The organism is Pseudomonas sp. NPDC090752 (genome assembly GCF_055584805.1).
Genome location: NZ_JBVJLI010000002.1, coordinates 53,460 through 71,806, shown reverse-complemented (window position 1 = coordinate 71,806; position 18,347 = coordinate 53,460). Strand labels below are relative to the sequence as shown.

Genomic DNA, 18,347 nt, shown 5'->3' with positions numbered 1-18,347 from the left:
GTGGGTTTTCGCAATGAACGTTGAATGAGCGTTCATTCCAGCAATCCACGTTGCCGTCTGGGCGGTATATGTTGCTGAGTCAGGCCTGGCGGCGTGGCAGGTAGGGCGGCAGGTACAAGCCCAGGTAGGCCTCGAATACCCGCTTGCCTTCTTCGGCCAGGCGCGGGGTGATCGCCTCGTGCATTTGCATTGAGCGCGCATACACGCGGTCGCTCAGTTCCATGGCCAAGGCGAATACATCCACATCCCCCGGCATCTGTGGCAAGCGGAAATGCTGGTCGAACAGCTTGTGCATCAAATCGCCCAGTTCCATGTCGTGCTGCCGGTCGGCTTGCACCACCTCGCTCAGGCCATGCTGTGCCAGGATCAACTGACGTGCTGCAGCGTCTTCGCTGTAGATGTCGAGCATGCGTTGCTCGATCAACCGCGACAGTCCCTGCCACGTGGTCAACGCGCTGCTGTCGATCGGTGCGCTCAAAGCGTCGCGAAACGCCCGGTGCACATCGGCGGTGAGCGCTTCGAGCAGCGCCGGAACGCTGGCGAAGAAGTGATACACCGAAGACGGTGGTATTTGCGCCCGCTCGGCCACGCTGTAGATCGACAGCGCCACCACCCCTTGCTCGGCCAACAACTCGCGAGCCGCCGCCAGGATCGCTTCGATCCTGGCCTGGCTGCTGGCGCGCGGTTTGCGCGGGGTGGCGGTGCGGTTCATCAGTTGCTGATTGCCAGGATGCTGGCCTGGTAGGCGCCGACGAACAGGTCGAAGTCGCCGACTTCTTGCTGTTCCAGGCGCGATTGCTCGGCCAACGATTCACGGGCCAAGGTTTCGTAGGCGTGCTGACGCTCGACGGACAGCGGTTGCTCGCGGAAGGTTTCGGCGTGCAGGCGGCTCTGGCGAAGGGAAAACTCGATGAAGCTTTCGTCGTGTTCGGTCATGCGCGCGAGCACTTGAGCCGATGGCGTCAGCTCCGGATCATCGACCTTGGCCTGCTGTGTCTCCAGGGCTTTGGCATGCTCGTCACCGCCTTGGGCACGGTCGAGCAGCTCGGCCAACTGGCCGATACGCGTGATCAGATCGGTGGCCCATGTCTTCAGGGCAACCGGTTGGCCGTCACGGTTCAGTTCCAGGCCTGGGCGCCGGCCTTCCTTGACTACCGTCAGGAAGTTGTCTGTGCACTGGCCGCATTCGCCGTTGTCCAGCTGCGGGCTGTCTTCCAGCGCACAGAACAGCAGGAACGCGTCGAGGAAGCGAGCCTCGGACAGGTCGATGCCCGTTGGCAGGAACGGGTTGATGTCCAGGCAGCGCACTTCGACATACTGCACACCGCGCGAGGTCAGGGCCTGGATCGGCCGTTCGCCGGTGTAGGTGACGCGCTTGGGCCGGATGTTCGAGTAGTACTCGTTCTCGATCTGCAGGATGTTGGTGTTCAACTGCACCCATTCGCCATCCACGTGCGTGCCGACTTCGACATAGGGCGGGTAGGGCGTACCCACCGCCTTGCGCAGGCTGTCGGTGTAGCTGGCCAGGTTGTTGTAGCAGGGCGTCAGGCCAGCCTGGGCGTTGCTCTGGTAGCCCAGGTCGCTCATGCGCAGGCTGGTAGCGTAGGGCAGGAACAGGGTTTCGGCGTCCAGCTCTTCGAGTTGGTGCGGGCGACCGCGCAGGAATCCTTTGTCCAGCGCTGGCGAAGCACCGAACAAGTACATCAGCAACCAGCTGTAGCGGCGGAAGTTGCGGATCAAGGCAATGTAGGCCGAAGACTGATAGTCGCGATCATCTTCAGTACTGCCTTCGGCTTCGCGCAGCAGGGGCCACAGCGCTTCGGGCAACGAAAAGTTGTAGTGAATCCCTGCAATGCACTGCATGGTGCGCCCGTAACGCAGGGCCAAGCCCTTGCGGTACACGTGCTTGAGCTTGCCGATGTTCGACGTGCCGTACTCGGCGATCGGGATGTCTTCCTCGGCCGGCAGCGTGCACGGCATCGAAGGGCTCCACAGGTATTCGCCGGCGAGCTTGCTGTAGACGAAGCGGTGGGTTTCTTCGAGGTTTTCGAGAACCTTGGCCGGGTCGGGCAGGGCCGGGGTGATGAATTCGAGCAGGGACTCGGAATAATCGGTGGTGATCTGCTCGTTGGTCAACGCCGAACCCAGGGTTTCAGGATGCGGGGTCTGGGCCAGGCGACCTTCGTCGGTCACGCGCAGGCATTCGCGCTCAATACCGTGCAGGCACTGCTTGAGCAGGGGAAGATTGGCGCCGAGCAGGCTCAGGCGGCGGTTGAGGAGGTCGCTCAAGATGGATTCCTTCACGCATCAGTCGCCCCAATATGGGGGTAGAGTTGACGGTCTACAAGGGTAGGAAGAAAGGAACTGGCGTTGTCGCCTGGTTTACGCGGTTCCGGCAGTGCCAGCGCACTGCCGAAAAATACCGCAGATACCGCTTGGTGAGCTAGAGAACCGCGAAGGTTCCCTGAGCTTTCGCCACCAGCTTGTCGCCTTGGACTACGTCGGCGTCGACCACCAGGGTGCGGCGGCCCGCATGCAGCACACGGGCGGTGCACAATACCTCACCGTCGCTGATCGCACGCATGTAGTTGATTTTGCATTCTATGGTCACGCTCTGCTGATCGAAGCCATGGCTGGCCGAGCAGGCCAGGCCCATGGCGATGTCCACCAGGCTGAAGATGGCCCCGCCGTGCAGCTTTTGGCCGCGGTTGCGCAGGTGCGGTTCGAGCGCCAGGGCCACCTCGGCAACGCCGGTGTCCAGGCGTTGCACGCGGCAGCCGAGGAGCTGGCTGTAGGCACTTTCAACCAGCTCCTTGGGGATCTCCATCACTTCTTCTTCAGCTGCTTGGCGTTGGCGAACAGCGAAGCCATGGCGTTGTTGGCCGGGGCTGCGGTGGCGGTTTCGCGTGGGCGTTGGGCCTGCGGTTGGCGGTTGCCGCCGTTGCCACGGTTACCGCCGCGGTTGCCCTCGACCTTCTCGCCCGGGGTGTCGCTCATGCGCATGGACAGGCCGACGCGCTTGCGCGGGATGTCCACTTCCATGACCTTGACCTTGACCACGTCACCGGCCTTGACCGCTTCGCGCGGGTCTTTGATGAACTTTTCCGACAGCGCCGAGATGTGTACCAGGCCATCCTGATGCACGCCGATGTCGACGAACGCGCCAAAGTTGGTCACGTTGGTAACCACACCTTCGAGGATCATGCCCGGCTCCAAGTCCTTGAGGTCTTCTACGCCGTCCTGGAAGGTGGCGGTCTTGAACTCGGGGCGTGGGTCACGGCCGGGCTTGTCCAGCTCCTGCAGGATGTCGGTGACGGTCGGCAGGCCGAAGCTTTCGTCGGTGAATTTCTTCGGGTCGAGGCGCTTGAGGAAGCTACTGTCGCCGATCAGCGAGCGGATATCGCGATCGGTGTCGGCGGCAATGCGCTTGACCAGCGGGTAGGCCTCCGGGTGCACGGCGGAAGCGTCCAGCGGGTTATCGCCGTTCATCACGCGCAGGAAGCCGGCAGCCTGCTCGAAGGTTTTTTCGCCCAGGCGGCTGACTTTCTTCAGCGCGGCGCGGGTGGCGAACGGGCCATTGGCGTCGCGGTGGCTGACGATGTTCTGCGCCAGGGTCGCATTGAGACCGGAGATGCGGGTCAGTAGCGCCACGGAGGCAGTGTTGACGTCCACGCCCACGGCGTTCACGCAGTCCTCGACCACGGCGTCCAGGCCACGCGCCAGCTTCAGCTGGGAAACGTCGTGCTGGTACTGGCCGACACCGATGGATTTCGGGTCGATTTTCACCAGCTCGGCCAGCGGGTCCTGCAGGCGCCGGGCGATCGACACAGCGCCACGGATCGACACGTCCAGGTCGGGGAATTCGCGGGCTGCCAGTTCCGATGCCGAGTACACCGAGGCACCGGCTTCGGAAACCATGATCTTGGTGATCTTCAGCGCTGGATATTTCTTGACCAGTTCGGCCACCAGCTTGTCGCTTTCACGGCTGGCGGTGCCGTTACCAATGGCGATCAGCTCCACCGAGTGCTTGGCGCACAGCGCGGCCATGACGGAAAGGGTGCGGTCCCAATCATTCTTCGGCGCGTGGGGGTAGACCGTGGTGTAGTCCAGCAGCTTGCCGGTGGCGTCGACCACGGCGATCTTGCAGCCAGTGCGCAGGCCCGGGTCGAAGCCCAGGGTAGCGCGCGGGCCGGCTGGGGCAGCCAGCAGCAGGTCGTGCAGGTTATGGGCGAAGACGTTGATCGCCTCGCCTTCGGCGTTGTCGCGCAGCTCACCGAACAGGTCGGTTTCCAGGTGGGTGTAGAGCTTGACCTTCCAGGTCCAGCGCACCACTTCGCTCAGCCACTTGTCGGCGGGACGGTTGCGGTTTTCCACGCCGAAGTGGCCGCCGATCATCACTTCGCAGGGGTGCAGGGTGCCTGGCAGTTCTTCGCCGACCTTCAGCGATGCGCTCAGCACGCCTTCGTTACGGCCACGGAAAATGGCCAGTGCGCGGTGTGACGGCGCGTTGCGCAGCAGTTCGTCATGGGCGAAATAGTCGCGGAACTTGGCGCCTTCCTCTTCTTTGCCAGCGACCACGCGGGCGCTGAGCACTGCTTCCTGCTTGAGGAAGTTGCGCAGCTTGTCGAGCAGGGCGGCGTCTTCGGCGAAGCGCTCCATGAGGATGTACTTGGCGCCTTCCAGCGCGGCCTTGACGTCGGCTACCCCTTTTTCCGCATCGACAAAACGTGCGGCTTCGCTTTCCGGCGCCAGTTGCGGGTCATTGAACAAGCCATCTGCCAGCTCGCCGAGGCCGGCTTCCAGTGCAATCTGGCCCTTGGTGCGACGCTTCTGCTTGTACGGCAGGTAAAGGTCTTCGAGGCGGGTCTTGGTGTCGGCCAGCTTGATTTCGCGCGCCAGCTCAGGGGTCAGCTTGCCCTGTTCGTCGATGCTGGAGAGGATGCTCGCGCGGCGCTCGTCGAGTTCGCGCAGGTAGCGCAGGCGCTCTTCCAGGTGGCGCAGTTGGGTGTCGTCCAGGCTGCCAGTCACTTCCTTGCGGTAACGGGCGATGAAGGGCACGGTGGAGCCCTCGTCCAACAGGCCCACGGCCGCCTCGACCTGCTGAGGGCGCACGCCCAGTTCCTCGGCGATACGGCTGTTGATGCTGTCCATGTAAACCACCTGACATTTGTGAATACGGGGGCTGCAAGGCGCGTGTTTCGCCCGGCGGCGCTGGATGAAAGGCGCGCATTATACCCATCGAAGACGGCTTGCGGTGATGGCGCCAGGCCAGTCGTTCAGGTCTCGAACTGGCGTCGGGGGAAAAATCTGCTAACAATGCTCACGGCACGCGTGGCAATGGCTACGCCATAATGCGCGGCGATACCAGAGGAGTTATTCATGACCGGCACCCCGAACACCGCTGAAGGTGAAAAGATTCTCATCGTCGACGACGATCCCGGGCTCAGCAGCCTGTTGGAACGTTTCTTCACCAGCAAGGGCTACCGAGCCCGCGCGGTTCCCAACACCGAACAGATGGACCGCCTGCTGCAGCGCGAGGTGTTCAACCTGGTGGTGCTCGACCTGATGCTGCCGGGCGAAGACGGCCTGTCCGCGTGCAAGCGCCTGCGCCAGCAGAACAACCAGATCCCGATCATCATGCTCACCGCCAAGGGCGACGAACTCAGCCGCATCAAGGGGCTGGAGCTGGGCGCAGATGATTACCTGGGCAAGCCGTTCAACCCAGACGAACTGATGGCGCGGGTCAAGGCCGTGCTGCGCCGCCAGGCACCGAGCGTGCCGGGTGCTCCGGGCAGCGAAGACGAGTCGGTCACCTTCGGTGACTACGAGCTTTCGCTTGCCACCCGCGAACTCAAGCGCGGCGACGAAGTGCACATGCTTACCACCGGTGAATTTGCCGTGCTCAAGGCGCTGGTGATGCATGCCCGTGAGCCGCTGACCCGCGACAAGCTGATGAACCTGGCCCGTGGCCGCGAGTGGGACGCTTTGGAGCGGTCCATCGATGTGCAGATATCGCGTCTGCGCCGCATGATCGAGCCGGATCCGTCCAAACCGCGGTACATCCAGACTGTGTGGGGCGTGGGTTACGTCTTCGTACCGGACGGAAACGCCGGTAAATGATGCCTCTTCGTCGATGAAAACACCGCTCTGGTTCCCGCAAAGCTTCTTCGCCCGCACGTTGTGGCTGGTGCTGATCGTCGTCCTGTTCTCGAAGGCATTGACCCTGGTCTACCTGCTGATGAACGAGGACGTGCTGGTTGATCGGCAATACAGCCACGGTGTGGCGTTGACGCTGCGTGCCTATTGGGCGGCCGACGAGGAAAACCGCGACAAGATTGCCGAGGCCGCAGGCCTGATCCGGGTGACCGGTGCCGGTGTGCCGGAAGGTGAGCAGCATTGGCCCTACAGCGAAATCTACCAACGGCAGATGCAGGCTGAGCTGGGCGAAGACACCGAAGTACGCTTGCGCATTCACGCGCCGCCAGCGTTGTGGGTCAATGCGCCCAGCCTTGGTCCGGGCTGGCTCAAGGTGCCGTTGTACCCGCACCCGCTGCGTGGCCAGAAGATCTGGAACGTGCTGGGCTGGTTCCTGGCTATCGGCCTGTTGTCGACCGCTTCGGCATGGATCTTCGTGCGTCAGTTGAACCAGCCACTCAAGCGCCTGGTATTTGCGGCCCGTCAATTAGGCCAGGGGCGCAGTGTGCGGTTGCCGATCAGCGATACACCGAGTGAGATGGCCGAGGTTTACCGAGCGTTCAACCAGATGGCCGAGGATGTCGAACAGGCCGGGCGGGAACGCGAACTGATGCTTGCCGGCGTATCCCACGACCTGCGTACACCGTTGACGCGGCTGCGGCTGTCGTTGTCGTTGCTCGACAGCGACAACGATCTGAGCGATGACATGGTCCGCGACATCGAGGATATGGACGCGATTCTCGATCAGTTCCTGGCCTTCATCCGCGATGGCCGCGACGAACCGGTGGAGGAGATCGATCTGGCTGACCTGGTACGCGACGTGGTAGCGCCGTACAACCAGCCGGAACAACGCGTGCGCCTGTGCCTGGAGCCGATTCCGCCGTTTCCGGTGCGCCGGGTATCGCTCAAGCGCATGTTGGGTAACCTGATTGGTAATGCCCTGCATCATGCTGGTAAAGGTGTCGAGGTGGCCGCCTATGTATCGGGCGATGAGAGCGCGCCGTACGTCGTGCTCAGCGTGCTGGACCGGGGTGCAGGGATCGACGAGTCGGAGCTTGAAACCATCTTCAACCCGTTCATTCGTGGCGACCGCGCCCGGGGTGGCAAGGGCACCGGGCTGGGGTTGGCGATCGTCAAGCGGATTGCGGCCCAGCATGGCGGCAATGTGGAATTGCGCAACCGGTCCGGCGGCGGGATCGAGGCGCGGGTGCGGTTGCCGTTGGGGCTTTTGCTGCCGCGTAACGCTGTTTGATCTTCATTGGCTGTGCTGGCCTCTTCGCGGGACAAGCCCGCTTCCACAAGGGTTCGGCTTTCACTGAACCTGTGGGAGCGGGCTTGTCCCGCGAAGAGGCCGGTGTGTTCAACCTCAACCTTTCCCTTTGGTCCGGGTCTGGTTAGGCCCGCCATTCTTCTCCAGATGCTCGATGATCATCCCGGCCACGTCCTTGCTGGTGGTTACCTCAATCCCTTCCAGCCCCGGTGAAGAATTCACCTCCATCACCAGCGGGCCATGATTCGACCGCAGGATATCCACCCCCGCCACGCTCAAGCCCATCACCTTGGCTGCACGAATGGCCGTGATCCGCTCTTCAGGCGTGATCTTGATCAGACTGGCGACCCCGCCTCGATGCAGGTTGGAGCGGAACTCGCCGGGCTTGGCCTGGCGCTTCATCGAAGCGATCACCTTGTCGCCCACCACGAAGCAGCGAATATCGGCACCGCCGGCTTCCTTGATGTACTCCTGAACCATGATGTTCTGCTTGAGGCCCATGAACGCCTCGATTACCGATTCGGCCGCCTGGGTGGTCTCGCACAGCACCACGCCGATACCCTGGGTGCCTTCGAGCACCTTGATCACCAGCGGCGCGCCGTTGACCATCTGGATCAAGTCAGGGATGTCGTCCGGCGAGTGGGCGAAACCGGTAATCGGCAGGCCAATGCCACGTCGCGACAGCAACTGCAGCGAGCGCAGCTTGTCACGGGAGCGGGCGATGGCCACCGATTCGTTGAGCGGATAAACACCCATCATCTCGAACTGGCGCAGCACCGCACAGCCGTAAAAGGTGACCGAGGCACCTATACGCGGGATTACCGCATCGAAACCCTCAAGCGGCTTGCCGCGATAGTGGATCTGCGGCTTGTGGCTGGCGATGTTCATGTAAGCCCGCAGGGTATCGATCACCACCATTTCGTGGCCACGCTGGGTGCCGGCCTCGACCAGGCGGCGGGTGGAATACAGACGCGGATTGCGCGACAGCACAGCGATCTTCATGCAGCACCTGTGACAGGGGTAAGGGTGGCCGGAAAGGCCGGTTTGTCTTGCACGTATTTAAGCCCGGGGTTGACCACCAACTGGCCATGCACGAGGGCCTTGGAACCGAGCAAGAGGCGATAGCGCATGCTCTTGCGGCAGGCCAAGGTAAATTCGACTTGCCAGACACGGTCACCGAGGGCCAGCGGGGTACGGATCACATAGCGGGTCTGGGCATGGCCGTTGGAGCTCTTGATGGTCTTCATGGTGACCAGCGGCGCTTCGCAGCGGCGGTGGCGAAGTTGCACGACCGAGCCCAGGTGAGCGGTAAAGCGTACCCACGGCTGACCGTCGCGCTCGAAAGGTTCCACCTCGGTGGCATGCAGGCTGGAGGTACTGGCGCCGGTGTCGATCTTGGCGCGCAGGCCCGCCACGCCGAGGTCGGGCAGGGCGACCCACTCACGCAGGCCGATCACAGTCAGATGGTCAAATGTCTTCACTAAGCACACCCTGGGGATAAGGTGGTGAACTTTAAGCACGGCGGGGACTTTTTGCATCCGTCAGTTACGGTAGTACAGTTCGGTTAAAGACAGAATTCGAGGTAACGGGATGGCACACAAAGCCGAAGAAGACGATAAGGTCCGTTTGGACAAGTGGTTATGGGCGGCGCGGTTCTACAAGACCCGTGCACTGGCCAAGGCTGCTATCGAGAGCGGCAAGGTGCATTGCCGGGGTGAGCGCTGCAAGCCGGGCAAGGAGCCTCGGGTGGGTGACGAGTTTGTGCTGCGTACCGGTTTCGATGAGCGCACGGTGGTGGTCAAGGCGCTGTCGGTGGTGCGCCGTGGGGCGCCCGAAGCACAGACGCTGTATGCCGAAACCGAGGAAAGTATGCGCCGTCGTGAGCAGGCCGCGGCGATGCGCAAGGCGGGCACGATGGGGGTCACCACCGATGGCCGACCGAACAAGAAGCAGCGGCGGCAGATCCATCAGCTGCATGGCAGTTTTGAGTAATCAATTGCAGCCCCTTCGCGGGCCGCTCCCACAAGATACGGCCTGCGCGGTCATTGTGGGAGCGGGCTTGCCCCGCGAATGGGGCTCGAAGCGGCCACGGGATCTAGCGCATTAACGCCAGTCGCCCGATCAACGGTAGCTTAGCTGCGAGCCTGAACAATGGAGCCGTCCAGCGCATCAGCAAAGCGCTGCCTTTAGCCGCCAGTGGCGTATGGCAGCTCCAGCCCACTGCCAGCACCGCCATCAGCAAGCCGCCGATGTAGTCATCCTGGCCCCAGTGCGCACCCGCCACCAGACGTGGCAGCATGAACAGCAACGCCAGGCCCCAGATCACCAGGTGTTGCACCAGGCGGCGGCTGAACAGGCTCATGAACAGCGCCCAGATCAGCAGCACCGAGGCATGATCGCCCGGGAAGCTCTTGCTGGAGCGGTCTTTCAGTTCCCAGGCTTTCTCCAGGTTCGGGTAGTAGTCGCTGAGGTGCACGACATTGTCGAACACCATCGACGGGCTATCGTGTTGCCAACCCATTGCATCCACCCACTTGGAAAACAGCGCGCGAACCACCACTAAGAGGATAAGCGTGACCAGGAAGCCAAAGAAGGCTTCACGCACCTGGCTGGCTTTGAACACCCAATCACCGCGGATCAGCACGGTCAGCAGGATCAGGCCGACGACGATGTCGAACGGGCGCAGGCTGCCGACGGTCCAGATAGACCGCCATAGGGTGTTATCGGCCAACGGCGCATTGAGGCTATGGAACAGCCATTCGTCGAAAGTCAGGCACAGGATCTGGCCAAAAGGCCATAACCAGAAACACAGTAGAGCTGTCGGCAGCACGGTGCAGGCTGCCAATGGGCCCCAGGACCACTTGGCTTGGAACAGTGGTCGATTGTCCATAAAATACCTCTATTGCAAACAGGAATCGGAGCGCCTTGTGAGCGCTCTGTCACGGGCCCTCGCTTGTTTTCGACACCCCGTGTAACCATTTTGTCATCAATTTTAGATAGCCAAAACCTATGAGCGATTTGCCGGATACCGATTTCACCCAACGTTTCATCTTCGACGACCGCGATGTGCGCGGCGAGTGGGTGGCGCTCGATGACAGCTACGCTGCGGTGTTGGCGCGTCACCCTTACCCACAGCCTGTGGCGACGCTGCTCGGCGAACTGATGGCCGCCACCTCGTTGCTGGTCGGTGCGATGAAGTTCGACGGTTTGCTGATTCTGCAGGCGCGCTCGGCTGGCCCGATCCCGATGCTGATGGTGGAGTGCTCCAGCGAGCGCGACATCCGTGGTATGGCGCGTTACGAAGCTGAGCAGATTCCCGCCGATGCCACGCTGGCGCAGCTGATGCCCGACGGCCAATTGACCCTGACCATCGACCCGATCAAGGGCCAGCGCTACCAGGGCACTGTCGACCTCGACGGCGCCAACCTGTCGGAATGCTTCACCAACTACTTCTTGCAGTCGCAACAGACCAACACCCGCTTCTGGCTCAATGCCGAAGGCGGCAAGGCCCGTGGCCTGCTGTTGCAGCAACTGCCGCGAGATCGCCAGCCGGATGATGAAGAGCGTGAAGACAGCTGGCAGCACGTGATCGCCATGGGCAAGACCCTCAAGACTGAAGAGTGGGCCGAGAACAACGAGACGCTGCTGCATCGCCTCTACCATGAAGACGCCGTACGCCTGTTCGACATTCAGCCACTGCGCTTCAAATGCAGTTGCTCCCGCGAACGTTCCGGCAATGCGCTGGTCAGTTTGGGCGAACAAGATGCCAAGGCGTTGGTGGACGAGTGTGGCGGCAAGGTGGAGATCGATTGCCAGTTTTGCAACGAGCGCTATTTCTTCGATGCCAGCGATGTGACGCAACTGTTTGCCGGTGGCGGCACGGACGCAGCGTCAGAAACTCACCACTGAAACGTTTAATCACAGGGGATTCTCCTGCCGAATTGCGCAAAAGCGCGGTTACGACAGGAGGGGCCTACTTTTTTTGGGCGTTTCTGGCATAATCCGGCCACTTTTTTCGCTGTAGTAGTTTTTTCGAGACAACTACAAAACGTTTGGAGCACTCGGCCTCGGGCCGGATGGGGTATCTCATGACGCAAGCCAACAACACCGTGTACACCGACCTGAGCGTCGATGAGCTGGTTAAAGAAGCGCTGTCCCGCGGTGAAGGCGTGCTGGCCGATACTGGCGCACTGGTCGTCGAAACTGGCCACCGTACTGGCCGTTCGCCGGCTGACCGTTTCATCGTCGAAGAACCTTCCACCCAGGACCAGATTGGCTGGGGCCCGATCAACCGCAAGTTCCCGGCCGACAAGTTCGATGCCCTGTGGGACCGCGTCGAGGCGTTCAACAACGCCCAGGATCACTTCGTTTCCTACGTTCACGTAGGGGCTGCTGCCGACCACTACCTGGCAGTGAAGATGACTACCCAGACTGCCTGGCAGAACCTGTTCGGTCGTTGCCTGTTCATCAACCCGGCGAAGTACAACCCAGCTAGCCGCGACGAGTGGCAGGTGCTGAACGTTGCCAACTTCGAGTGCGTGCCAGAGCGTGACGGCACCAACTCCGACGGCTGCGTCATCATCAACTTCGCCCAGAAGAAGGTGCTGATCGCAGGCATGCGTTACGCCGGCGAAATGAAAAAAGCCATGTTCTCGGTGCAGAACTTCCTGCTGCCGGCTGCCGACGTGCTGCCGATGCACTGCGCCGCCAACATTGGCGAAGCAGGCGACGTGACCCTGTTCTTCGGCCTGTCCGGCACCGGCAAGACCACCCTCTCGGCCGACGAAAGCCGTTACCTGATCGGTGACGACGAGCACGGCTGGGGCGAGGGCGTGGTCTTCAACATCGAAGGCGGTTGCTATGCCAAGTGCATCGACCTGTCGGAGAAGAACGAGCCGGTCATCTGGAAAGCCATCAAGCATGGCGCCGTGCTGGAAAACGTCGTTATCAACGATGCCAAGCACGCCGACTACACCGATGTCAGCCTGACCCAGAACAGCCGCGCCGCCTACCCGCTGGAGCACGTTGCCAAGGTCTCCGAGAAGAACCTGGGCGGTGAGCCGAACGCGGTCATCTTCCTGACCTGCGACCTGACCGGCGTATTGCCGCCAGTCTCGATCCTCAACAACGAGCAGGCGGCCTACCACTTCCTGTCCGGCTACACAGCGCTGGTCGGCTCCACCGAAATGGGTTCGGGCGGCGGCATCAAGTCGACCTTCTCCACCTGCTTCGGCGCGCCGTTCTTCCCGCGCCCGGCTGGCGTCTACGCCGAGCTGCTGATCAAGCGCATCAAGGCCTTCGGCTCCAAGGTCTACCTGGTCAACACCGGCTGGACCGGCGGTGGCTACGGCGTTGGCAAGCGCTTCAGCATCCCGACCACCCGTGGCGTGATCGCGGCCATCCAGAGCGGCGCTCTGGTGGGTGCCGAGACCGAGCACCTGGACATCATCAACCTGGACGTACCGAAGGCTGTTCCAGGCGTCGAAACCGAGCTGCTCAACCCACGCAACACCTGGGCTGACAAAGCCGCCTACGACGAAGCGGCCAAGGGTCTGGCCAAGCTGTTCACCGAAAACTTCACGAAGTTCGACGTGTCCGACGCTATCAAGGCTGCTGGCCCGCAGCTGTAAGCGGTCGCCGGTTGCAATGTGAAGGCCGCCCAAATGGGCGGCCTTCTCGTTCAAGGCCATTGCTGCCTTGCATGCAGAATGCGGATGATTTCTACGTTGTCATCCACTCTCCGATAGACCATCACATAGTTGGGGCGGATGACGATTTCACGCGTCCCTGGGTACCTTCCCGGCTTATAGATCGATGGGCTTCGAGCAGCACGTCGAGCTTTTTCTGCAAAGCTCTCGTCAAGTAAGATCGCCGCCGCCGGGTTGTCTTGTGCAATGTGGTCCATGATACGCAGTCGGTCTTTGCGTGCCATGTCGCGCCACACCAGGCGCATCAGCGGATTTTGGCTTTGAGTTCGCTTCGGCGGGCTGCGAATAACCGCTCTGCTTCCTCATCCTCCATGGGCTGCGTCGGGTCTTTCAAGCTCCCTTCTACCTGATCGACAAACCATGCTTCGTAAGCCGCCGCTTCATGGGCTCGCTTCAGGGCTTGTGCACGATCAGGGCGCTGATAGGTGCTCATCTGGCCGGGATCAAACGCTGAGGTATCCACCTCGAAATGGTCGATACCCATCTCAAGCAGGTAGCTCACCAGTGTTTCGAATTTTTTGAATAGCCGTACGTTGCCACTGCGCTGGGCAATCAGCACGTGCTCTTGGTGATTGACGTCGACCTGGATGGCCCAGCCGCCTGGCTGGCCGACAATATGGGTGGCGTTGATTCTTCCGTTTTCCACCATGCGGCTCAAATTCGCATGATCTAATTGATGGGTAGGCATCGGGGTATTTCTCGGTTTCATCGGGATGAACCATGTTATGCAATCTATAGTAGATTGCGACTATAGTCCTTCCTGTCTTGCTGTGGGAAGTTTCCTCACGGTGACGCCAATTATGGATATCTCATGACCGAATCCCCCAACCGCAACGCCTTCTCCCATTTCCATCCCATCCTCACCCGCCCGCAGGACAACGACCACAACGGCCACATCGCCGGTGCGACCGTGCACGGCTTCTTCGAGACCGCGATCCAGGCCTTCCTCGTAGAGCAAGCCGAGTTTGACCTGCGTGAAGGTGAACTGGCGGCGTTCGTGGTCAGTTCGGCGGCGGATTTCTTCGCCTTGCCGGGCTTCCCGGATGTGCTGGAAGTGGGCCTGGGCGTGACACGCCTGGCGGGGAGCACAGTAGAGTATCGGTTGGCGCTGTATCGCCCGGGCGAAGCGGATGCCTGTGCGGCGGGGACGGTGGTCCAGGTATTCATCGAACGAGCAAGCGGCCGGCCGGTGCCGCTGCCTGATGCGTTGCAGGTCATCCTGGCCGGCCTGCAACTCGAACCGCAGGCATGAAAAAGCCCCGCCGATGAGGGCGGGGCTTTTGCGCTACCTGGGCGTAGGCCCTAGGTATCAGTCGCGCCAGTGGCGCTTGTGCTTGCGGTGGCCATAATGACGGCCACGGTCGTAGTGACGACGGTCGTCGTAGCCGCGGCGGTAGCGGCGATCGTCATGGCGCTCGTCTTCATCGGCCTTGTTGCCCATGTAGTTACCCAGCGCGCCACCGGCACCGCCGCCTGCGGCTGCACCAATATAGCTGCCGGTGGTGCCGCCCACCGAGCGACCGACCACGTTACCGCCTGCAGCACCCAGCGCACCGCCGATGGCGGCCTCACCACGCTGGCGCTTGTCGGCACCCAGGGCGCCGCCGGCCGCGCCGCCCAGGCCGGCACCAATGGCGCCGCCGGTGCTACCGCCGATGGAGTTGCCCACTACGGAGCCGAGTACCCCACCCAATGCGCCGCCAATGCCGGCCTCGGTATTGCCGCCTGCCATGGCAACGCCGCTGAGCAAGCTGAAAGACAACAACAGAATCGAGGAGTACTTCTTCATCAAGAGAGCCTCATAGGGATGACGAGGCGAATTTGAGGCTCTGCGATGCGCCTGGCAATGGAAATCCGACGAGTAGCACGAGTTGTACACAATTCTCTAAGTTGCTGTATTTGCTGTGAAACTTAATCGATTTTCGCGTGTCTGAGGTTATTGTGACAAAGCCCTGAACCCTTGCGGAACAGGGCTTTTTCGTTTTTACGGGTTACACAATTCGCCCGTCGTCGCGCGCCCGCTCCAGCTTGATGGCGACGAATTTGGACGTCGGGGTGTGGCTGCCATCACCGATGCTTTCTAGTGGAATCAGTGGATTGACCTCGGGGTAGTAGGCCGCCGCCTGCCCCGCCGGGATATCGAAGGCCAGCAAGGTGAAACCCTGCACCCGGCGCACATACTCATCGCCCCACAGCGAAACGATGTCGACCTTCTGCCCCGGCTGGAAGCCCAGACGGACGATGTCGGCTTCATTGACGAACAGCACGTCTCGCTGGCCGCGCACGCCGCGGTAGCGGTCGTCCAGGCCGTAGATGGTGGTGTTGTACTGATCGTGCGAGCGCATCGATTGCATGATCAGGTCCGGCACCTGGCCGCTGGCGCGCACGCGCTCGTCGAGCAGGGTGTCGGGCAGCAGGTTGGCCTTGAAGTTGGCGCGGCCGCTGGAGGTCTTCCACTGGCGGCTGCCGGCGCTGTTGCCCAGGTAGAAACCGCCGGGGTGGCTCAGGCGCTGGTTGAAGCCAGCGAAGCCGGTAATCGTGTCGCCGATCAGGTCGCGAATACGGCTGTAGTCTGCGACCAGCCAGTGCCAGTCCACCGGGCGTTTGCCCAGCGTAGCGGCGGCGATGCCGGCGACCACGGCCGGCTCCGAGCGCATCTGGCCCGAAAGCGGTTTGAGCTGGCCGTTGGAGGCGTGGACCATGCTGAACGAATCTTCCACCGTGACCGCCTGCGGCCCGTTGGCTTGCAGGTCGATGTCGGTGCGGCCCAGGCAGGGCAGGATCAACGCCTGCTTGCCGTGGATCAGGTGGCTGCGGTTGAGCTTGGTGCTGATATGCACGGTCAGTTCGCAGTTGCGCAGGGCCTGCGCGGTGCGTTCGGTGTCCGGGGTCGCCTGGGCAAAGTTGCCACCCAGGCCGATGAACACCTTGGCGCGGCCGTCGAGCATGGCGTGGATAGCCTCGACGGTGTTGTGGCCGTTGTGTCGCGGTACACGGAAGCCAAAGCGCTTTTCGATGGCATCGAGCAGCGCCACCGGCGGGCGTTCGTTGATGCCCATGGTACGGTCGCCCTGCACGTTGCTGTGGCCGCGCACCGGGCACAGGCCCGCGCCGGGCACGCCGATGTTGCCGCGCAACATTTGCAGGTTGACGATCTCCTGAATGGTCGGCACCGAATGGCGGTGTTGGGTAATGCCCATCGCCCAGCACATGATTACCCGCTTGCTGCGGCAGTACATGCGCGCGGCCAATTCGATATCGGCGAGCGCCAGGCCGGATTGCTCCTGGATGTGCTGCCACGGGGTCGCGTCCACCGCCGCCAGGTATTCATCGACGCCGTGACCATGCTCGGCGATGAACACGTGGTCGAAGATCGCCGGCTCGCCCTTGGCCTGTGCTTCGCGTTCCCACTGCAAGACGAACTTGGCCATGCCGCGCAGCATCGCCATGTCGCCACCCAACGCCGGGCGGAAGAACGCGGTGTTGGTCGGGCGGTCGCTGTTGGTCAGCATCTCCAGCGGGTTTTGGGGGTGCTGGAAGCGCTCCAGGCCACGCTCCTTGAGCGGGTTGACGCATACCACCTGGGCGCCGCGCTTCACCGCATCGCGCAGCGGGTCGAGCATGCGCGGGTGGTTGGTGCCGGGGTTCTGGCCCCAGACGAAGATCGCATCGGCATGCTCGAAGTCGTCGAAGGTGACCGTGCCTTTGCCAATACCGATACTCTGGCCCAGGGCTACGCCGCTGGCCTCATGGCACATGTTCGAGCAGTCGGGGAAGTTGTTGGTACCAAACGCGCGGACGAACAGCTGATACAGATAGGCCGCCTCGTTGCTGGCGCGGCCCGAGGTGTAGAACTCCGCCTGGTCGGGCGTGGCGAGTGCATTCAGCTCACGGGCGATCAGGGCGAAGGCATCTTCCCAGGTGATCGGCTGGTAGCGATCGCTGGCTGGGTCGTAGACCATCGGCTCGGTCAGGCGGCCCTGGTATTCAAGCCAGTAGTCGCTCTGCTGGCGCAGCGCGCTGACGCTGTAGCGAGCGAAGAAGGCGGCATCGACCCGGCGCTTGGTGGCTTCCCAGTTGACCGCCTTGGCGCCGTTCTCGCAGAACTTGACCATACCGCTCTCGGGCGAGTCGCCCCAAGCGCAGCCTGGGCAGTCGAAGCCACCATTCTGGTTGGTCTTGAGCAGGGCGCGCAGGTTTTTCAGCGCATTATCGCTGCCGACCCAGGCCTTGGCCACGCTGCGCAGCGCACCCCAGCCGCCGGCAGGGCCGTGGTAGGGCTTGTAGCGAGGGGTGGAGGCGGGGGCGTTGTCGGGAAGAGGCTGGTACGAGGTCACGGCTGATTCGGCTCCGCCGCGGGGCTGTAAACCCGCGGTGCACTGTGTTTGGGCAGATGAATGAGGTTGAGGTTGTGCTTGCGCGCCCATTGCAGGGCGAGGCCCGTGGGCGCCGAGAGGCTGACCAGGGTCTGGATGCCGGCGCGCAGGACTTTCTGGATCAGTTCCAGGCTGCAGCGGCTGGTGACGATGGCCAGGCCGCCTTCTGTCGCGATGTTCTGGCGCAGCAGAGCGCCGATGACTTTATCCAGAGCGTTATGGCGGCCGATGTCTTCGCGGCCTAGCAAGATCTTGCCCTGGGCGTTCATGAACAGCGCCGCGTGCACAGCACCGCAGTGCTGGCCCAGAGGCTGGAAGACACCAATGCGTTCACGCAGGCCGTCAAGCCACTGGGCGGGGGGTAACGGCGCACCAGGCAGTTCAGCCAGATCCGGCAGCGCCTGCTCCAGGGCCTCGACGCCACACAGGCCACAGCCACTGGTGCCGGCCAACTGGCGGCGCTGGTTCTTCAGGTTCCAGAATGCACGGCTGGAAATCTCCAGGTCGACGTACATTGCCGAGCCGCTGCCGGACAGTTTCAGGTCATAGATTTCCGCAGTGCTTTCGACAATCCCGCTGCCAACGCTGAAGCCGACCGCAAAGTCTTCCAGGTCGGTAGGGCTGACCAGCATCACAGCCTGGTTGAGGCCGTTGTAGGCGATGGCCAGGGCGACTTCCTCGGCCAGCGGCGTGCTGGCACGTGCGCCGTCGTCAAGCTGGACGAAGTCGTAGGTTTGGCTGGCGGCAGGCATGGCCAAAGGCGTGGCGGCCGCGCAGACCGGAGGCTTGTTCATTCGG

General features: G+C 62.2%; 18 protein-coding genes. 6 read left to right on the top strand and 12 right to left on the bottom strand.

Features of this window, described 5'->3' with window-relative positions; translation table 11 throughout:
* Positions 1 to 79 precede the first annotated feature (79 nt).
* The 4 genes from ACZ6YA_RS03345 to ACZ6YA_RS03330 all read right to left on the bottom strand — a co-directional run bounded on the left by ACZ6YA_RS03345 (position 80) and on the right by ACZ6YA_RS03330 (position 5,151).
* A complete protein-coding gene (locus tag ACZ6YA_RS03345; RefSeq protein ID WP_465895441.1) occupies positions 80 to 712 on the bottom strand; it encodes a TetR/AcrR family transcriptional regulator in 633 nt (210 codons plus the stop codon).
* Positions 712 to 2,289: a glutamate--cysteine ligase gene (gshA, locus tag ACZ6YA_RS03340; protein ID WP_465895440.1), complete on the bottom strand. Its 1,578-nt coding sequence runs from the start codon at positions 2,287 to 2,289 to the stop codon at positions 712 to 714. The genes ACZ6YA_RS03345 and gshA overlap by 1 nt, the downstream gene beginning before the upstream one ends.
* 154 nt (positions 2,290 to 2,443) lie before the next feature.
* A complete protein-coding gene (locus tag ACZ6YA_RS03335) occupies positions 2,444 to 2,827 on the bottom strand; it encodes a PaaI family thioesterase (protein ID WP_465895437.1) in 384 nt (127 codons plus the stop codon).
* A complete protein-coding gene (locus ACZ6YA_RS03330) occupies positions 2,827 to 5,151 on the bottom strand; it encodes a Tex family protein (protein ID WP_465895435.1) in 2,325 nt (774 codons plus the stop codon). The genes ACZ6YA_RS03335 and ACZ6YA_RS03330 overlap by 1 nt, the downstream gene beginning before the upstream one ends.
* Before the next feature lie 228 nt (positions 5,152 to 5,379).
* Here ACZ6YA_RS03330 and ompR point away from each other — a divergent pair, with 228 nt between their 5' ends.
* Entirely contained in the window at positions 5,380 to 6,120 is a 741-nt protein-coding gene (gene ompR, locus ACZ6YA_RS03325; RefSeq protein ID WP_087501919.1) for an osmolarity response regulator transcription factor OmpR, read from the top strand.
* 13 nt (positions 6,121 to 6,133) lie between these two features.
* Positions 6,134 to 7,447, top strand: a complete 1,314-nt coding sequence (locus tag ACZ6YA_RS03320; protein ID WP_465895432.1) for an ATP-binding protein — start codon at positions 6,134 to 6,136, stop codon at positions 7,445 to 7,447.
* Between the two features lie 114 nt (positions 7,448 to 7,561).
* Here ACZ6YA_RS03320 and rimK read toward each other — a convergent pair whose 3' ends face one another.
* Together rimK and rimB are read right to left on the bottom strand one after the other, a co-directional pair.
* The gene (gene rimK, locus ACZ6YA_RS03315) at positions 7,562 to 8,467 is read right to left on the bottom strand and encodes a 30S ribosomal protein S6--L-glutamate ligase (protein ID WP_119137413.1); all 906 of its coding nucleotides are present in this window, start codon (positions 8,465 to 8,467) and stop codon (positions 7,562 to 7,564) included.
* Positions 8,464 to 8,946, bottom strand: a complete 483-nt coding sequence (gene rimB / locus ACZ6YA_RS03310) for a retropepsin-like aspartic endopeptidase RimB (RefSeq protein ID WP_465895428.1) — start codon at positions 8,944 to 8,946, stop codon at positions 8,464 to 8,466. The genes rimK and rimB overlap by 4 nt, the downstream gene beginning before the upstream one ends.
* 109 nt (positions 8,947 to 9,055) lie before the next feature.
* Between rimB and ACZ6YA_RS03305 the strand changes: the two genes are divergently transcribed.
* The gene (locus ACZ6YA_RS03305) at positions 9,056 to 9,457 is read left to right on the top strand and encodes an RNA-binding S4 domain-containing protein (RefSeq protein WP_465895424.1); all 402 of its coding nucleotides are present in this window, start codon (positions 9,056 to 9,058) and stop codon (positions 9,455 to 9,457) included.
* 103 nt (positions 9,458 to 9,560) lie between these two features.
* On the opposite strand, the gene ACZ6YA_RS03300 is transcribed toward ACZ6YA_RS03305, so the two are convergent.
* Positions 9,561 to 10,355 carry a phosphatase PAP2 family protein gene (locus ACZ6YA_RS03300; protein ID WP_465895422.1) on the bottom strand — a complete coding sequence of 265 codons (795 nt, stop codon included), beginning with the start codon at positions 10,353 to 10,355 and terminating at the stop codon, positions 9,561 to 9,563.
* A 119-nt stretch (positions 10,356 to 10,474) separates the two neighbouring features.
* Here ACZ6YA_RS03300 and hslO point away from each other — a divergent pair, with 119 nt between their 5' ends.
* On the top strand, positions 10,475 to 11,374 hold the full coding sequence (hslO, locus tag ACZ6YA_RS03295) for an Hsp33 family molecular chaperone HslO (RefSeq protein WP_465895420.1): 900 nt from the start codon (positions 10,475 to 10,477) through the stop codon (positions 11,372 to 11,374).
* 179 nt (positions 11,375 to 11,553) lie between these two features.
* Positions 11,554 to 13,095 (top strand): phosphoenolpyruvate carboxykinase, encoded by a 1,542-nt coding sequence (locus ACZ6YA_RS03290; RefSeq protein WP_465895418.1) that lies wholly within the window; start codon positions 11,554 to 11,556, stop codon positions 13,093 to 13,095.
* 50 nt (positions 13,096 to 13,145) lie between these two features.
* Here the strand turns inward: ACZ6YA_RS03290 and ACZ6YA_RS03285 are convergent, their stop codons facing one another.
* Positions 13,146 to 13,418: a type II toxin-antitoxin system RelE/ParE family toxin gene (locus ACZ6YA_RS03285; RefSeq protein WP_465895416.1), complete on the bottom strand. Its 273-nt coding sequence runs from the start codon at positions 13,416 to 13,418 to the stop codon at positions 13,146 to 13,148.
* Positions 13,418 to 13,861: a hypothetical protein gene (locus ACZ6YA_RS03280; protein ID WP_465895414.1), complete on the bottom strand. Its 444-nt coding sequence runs from the start codon at positions 13,859 to 13,861 to the stop codon at positions 13,418 to 13,420. The genes ACZ6YA_RS03285 and ACZ6YA_RS03280 overlap by 1 nt, the downstream gene beginning before the upstream one ends.
* A 123-nt stretch (positions 13,862 to 13,984) precedes the next feature.
* Here ACZ6YA_RS03280 and ACZ6YA_RS03275 point away from each other — a divergent pair, with 123 nt between their 5' ends.
* Positions 13,985 to 14,425: an acyl-CoA thioesterase gene (locus ACZ6YA_RS03275; RefSeq protein WP_465895412.1), complete on the top strand. Its 441-nt coding sequence runs from the start codon at positions 13,985 to 13,987 to the stop codon at positions 14,423 to 14,425.
* Between the two features lie 57 nt (positions 14,426 to 14,482).
* Here the strand turns inward: ACZ6YA_RS03275 and ACZ6YA_RS03270 are convergent, their stop codons facing one another.
* The 3 genes from ACZ6YA_RS03270 to fdhD all read right to left on the bottom strand — a co-directional run bounded on the left by ACZ6YA_RS03270 (position 14,483) and on the right by fdhD (position 18,343).
* Positions 14,483 to 14,962, bottom strand: a complete 480-nt coding sequence (locus ACZ6YA_RS03270) for a glycine zipper domain-containing protein (RefSeq protein ID WP_016484415.1) — start codon at positions 14,960 to 14,962, stop codon at positions 14,483 to 14,485.
* A gap of 202 nt (positions 14,963 to 15,164) precedes the next feature.
* The gene (locus ACZ6YA_RS03265; RefSeq protein ID WP_465895410.1) at positions 15,165 to 17,510 is read right to left on the bottom strand and encodes an FdhF/YdeP family oxidoreductase; all 2,346 of its coding nucleotides are present in this window, start codon (positions 17,508 to 17,510) and stop codon (positions 15,165 to 15,167) included.
* The gene (gene fdhD / locus ACZ6YA_RS03260) at positions 17,507 to 18,343 is read right to left on the bottom strand and encodes a formate dehydrogenase accessory sulfurtransferase FdhD (protein ID WP_465895408.1); all 837 of its coding nucleotides are present in this window, start codon (positions 18,341 to 18,343) and stop codon (positions 17,507 to 17,509) included. The genes ACZ6YA_RS03265 and fdhD overlap by 4 nt, the downstream gene beginning before the upstream one ends.
* Positions 18,344 to 18,347 lie beyond the last annotated feature (4 nt).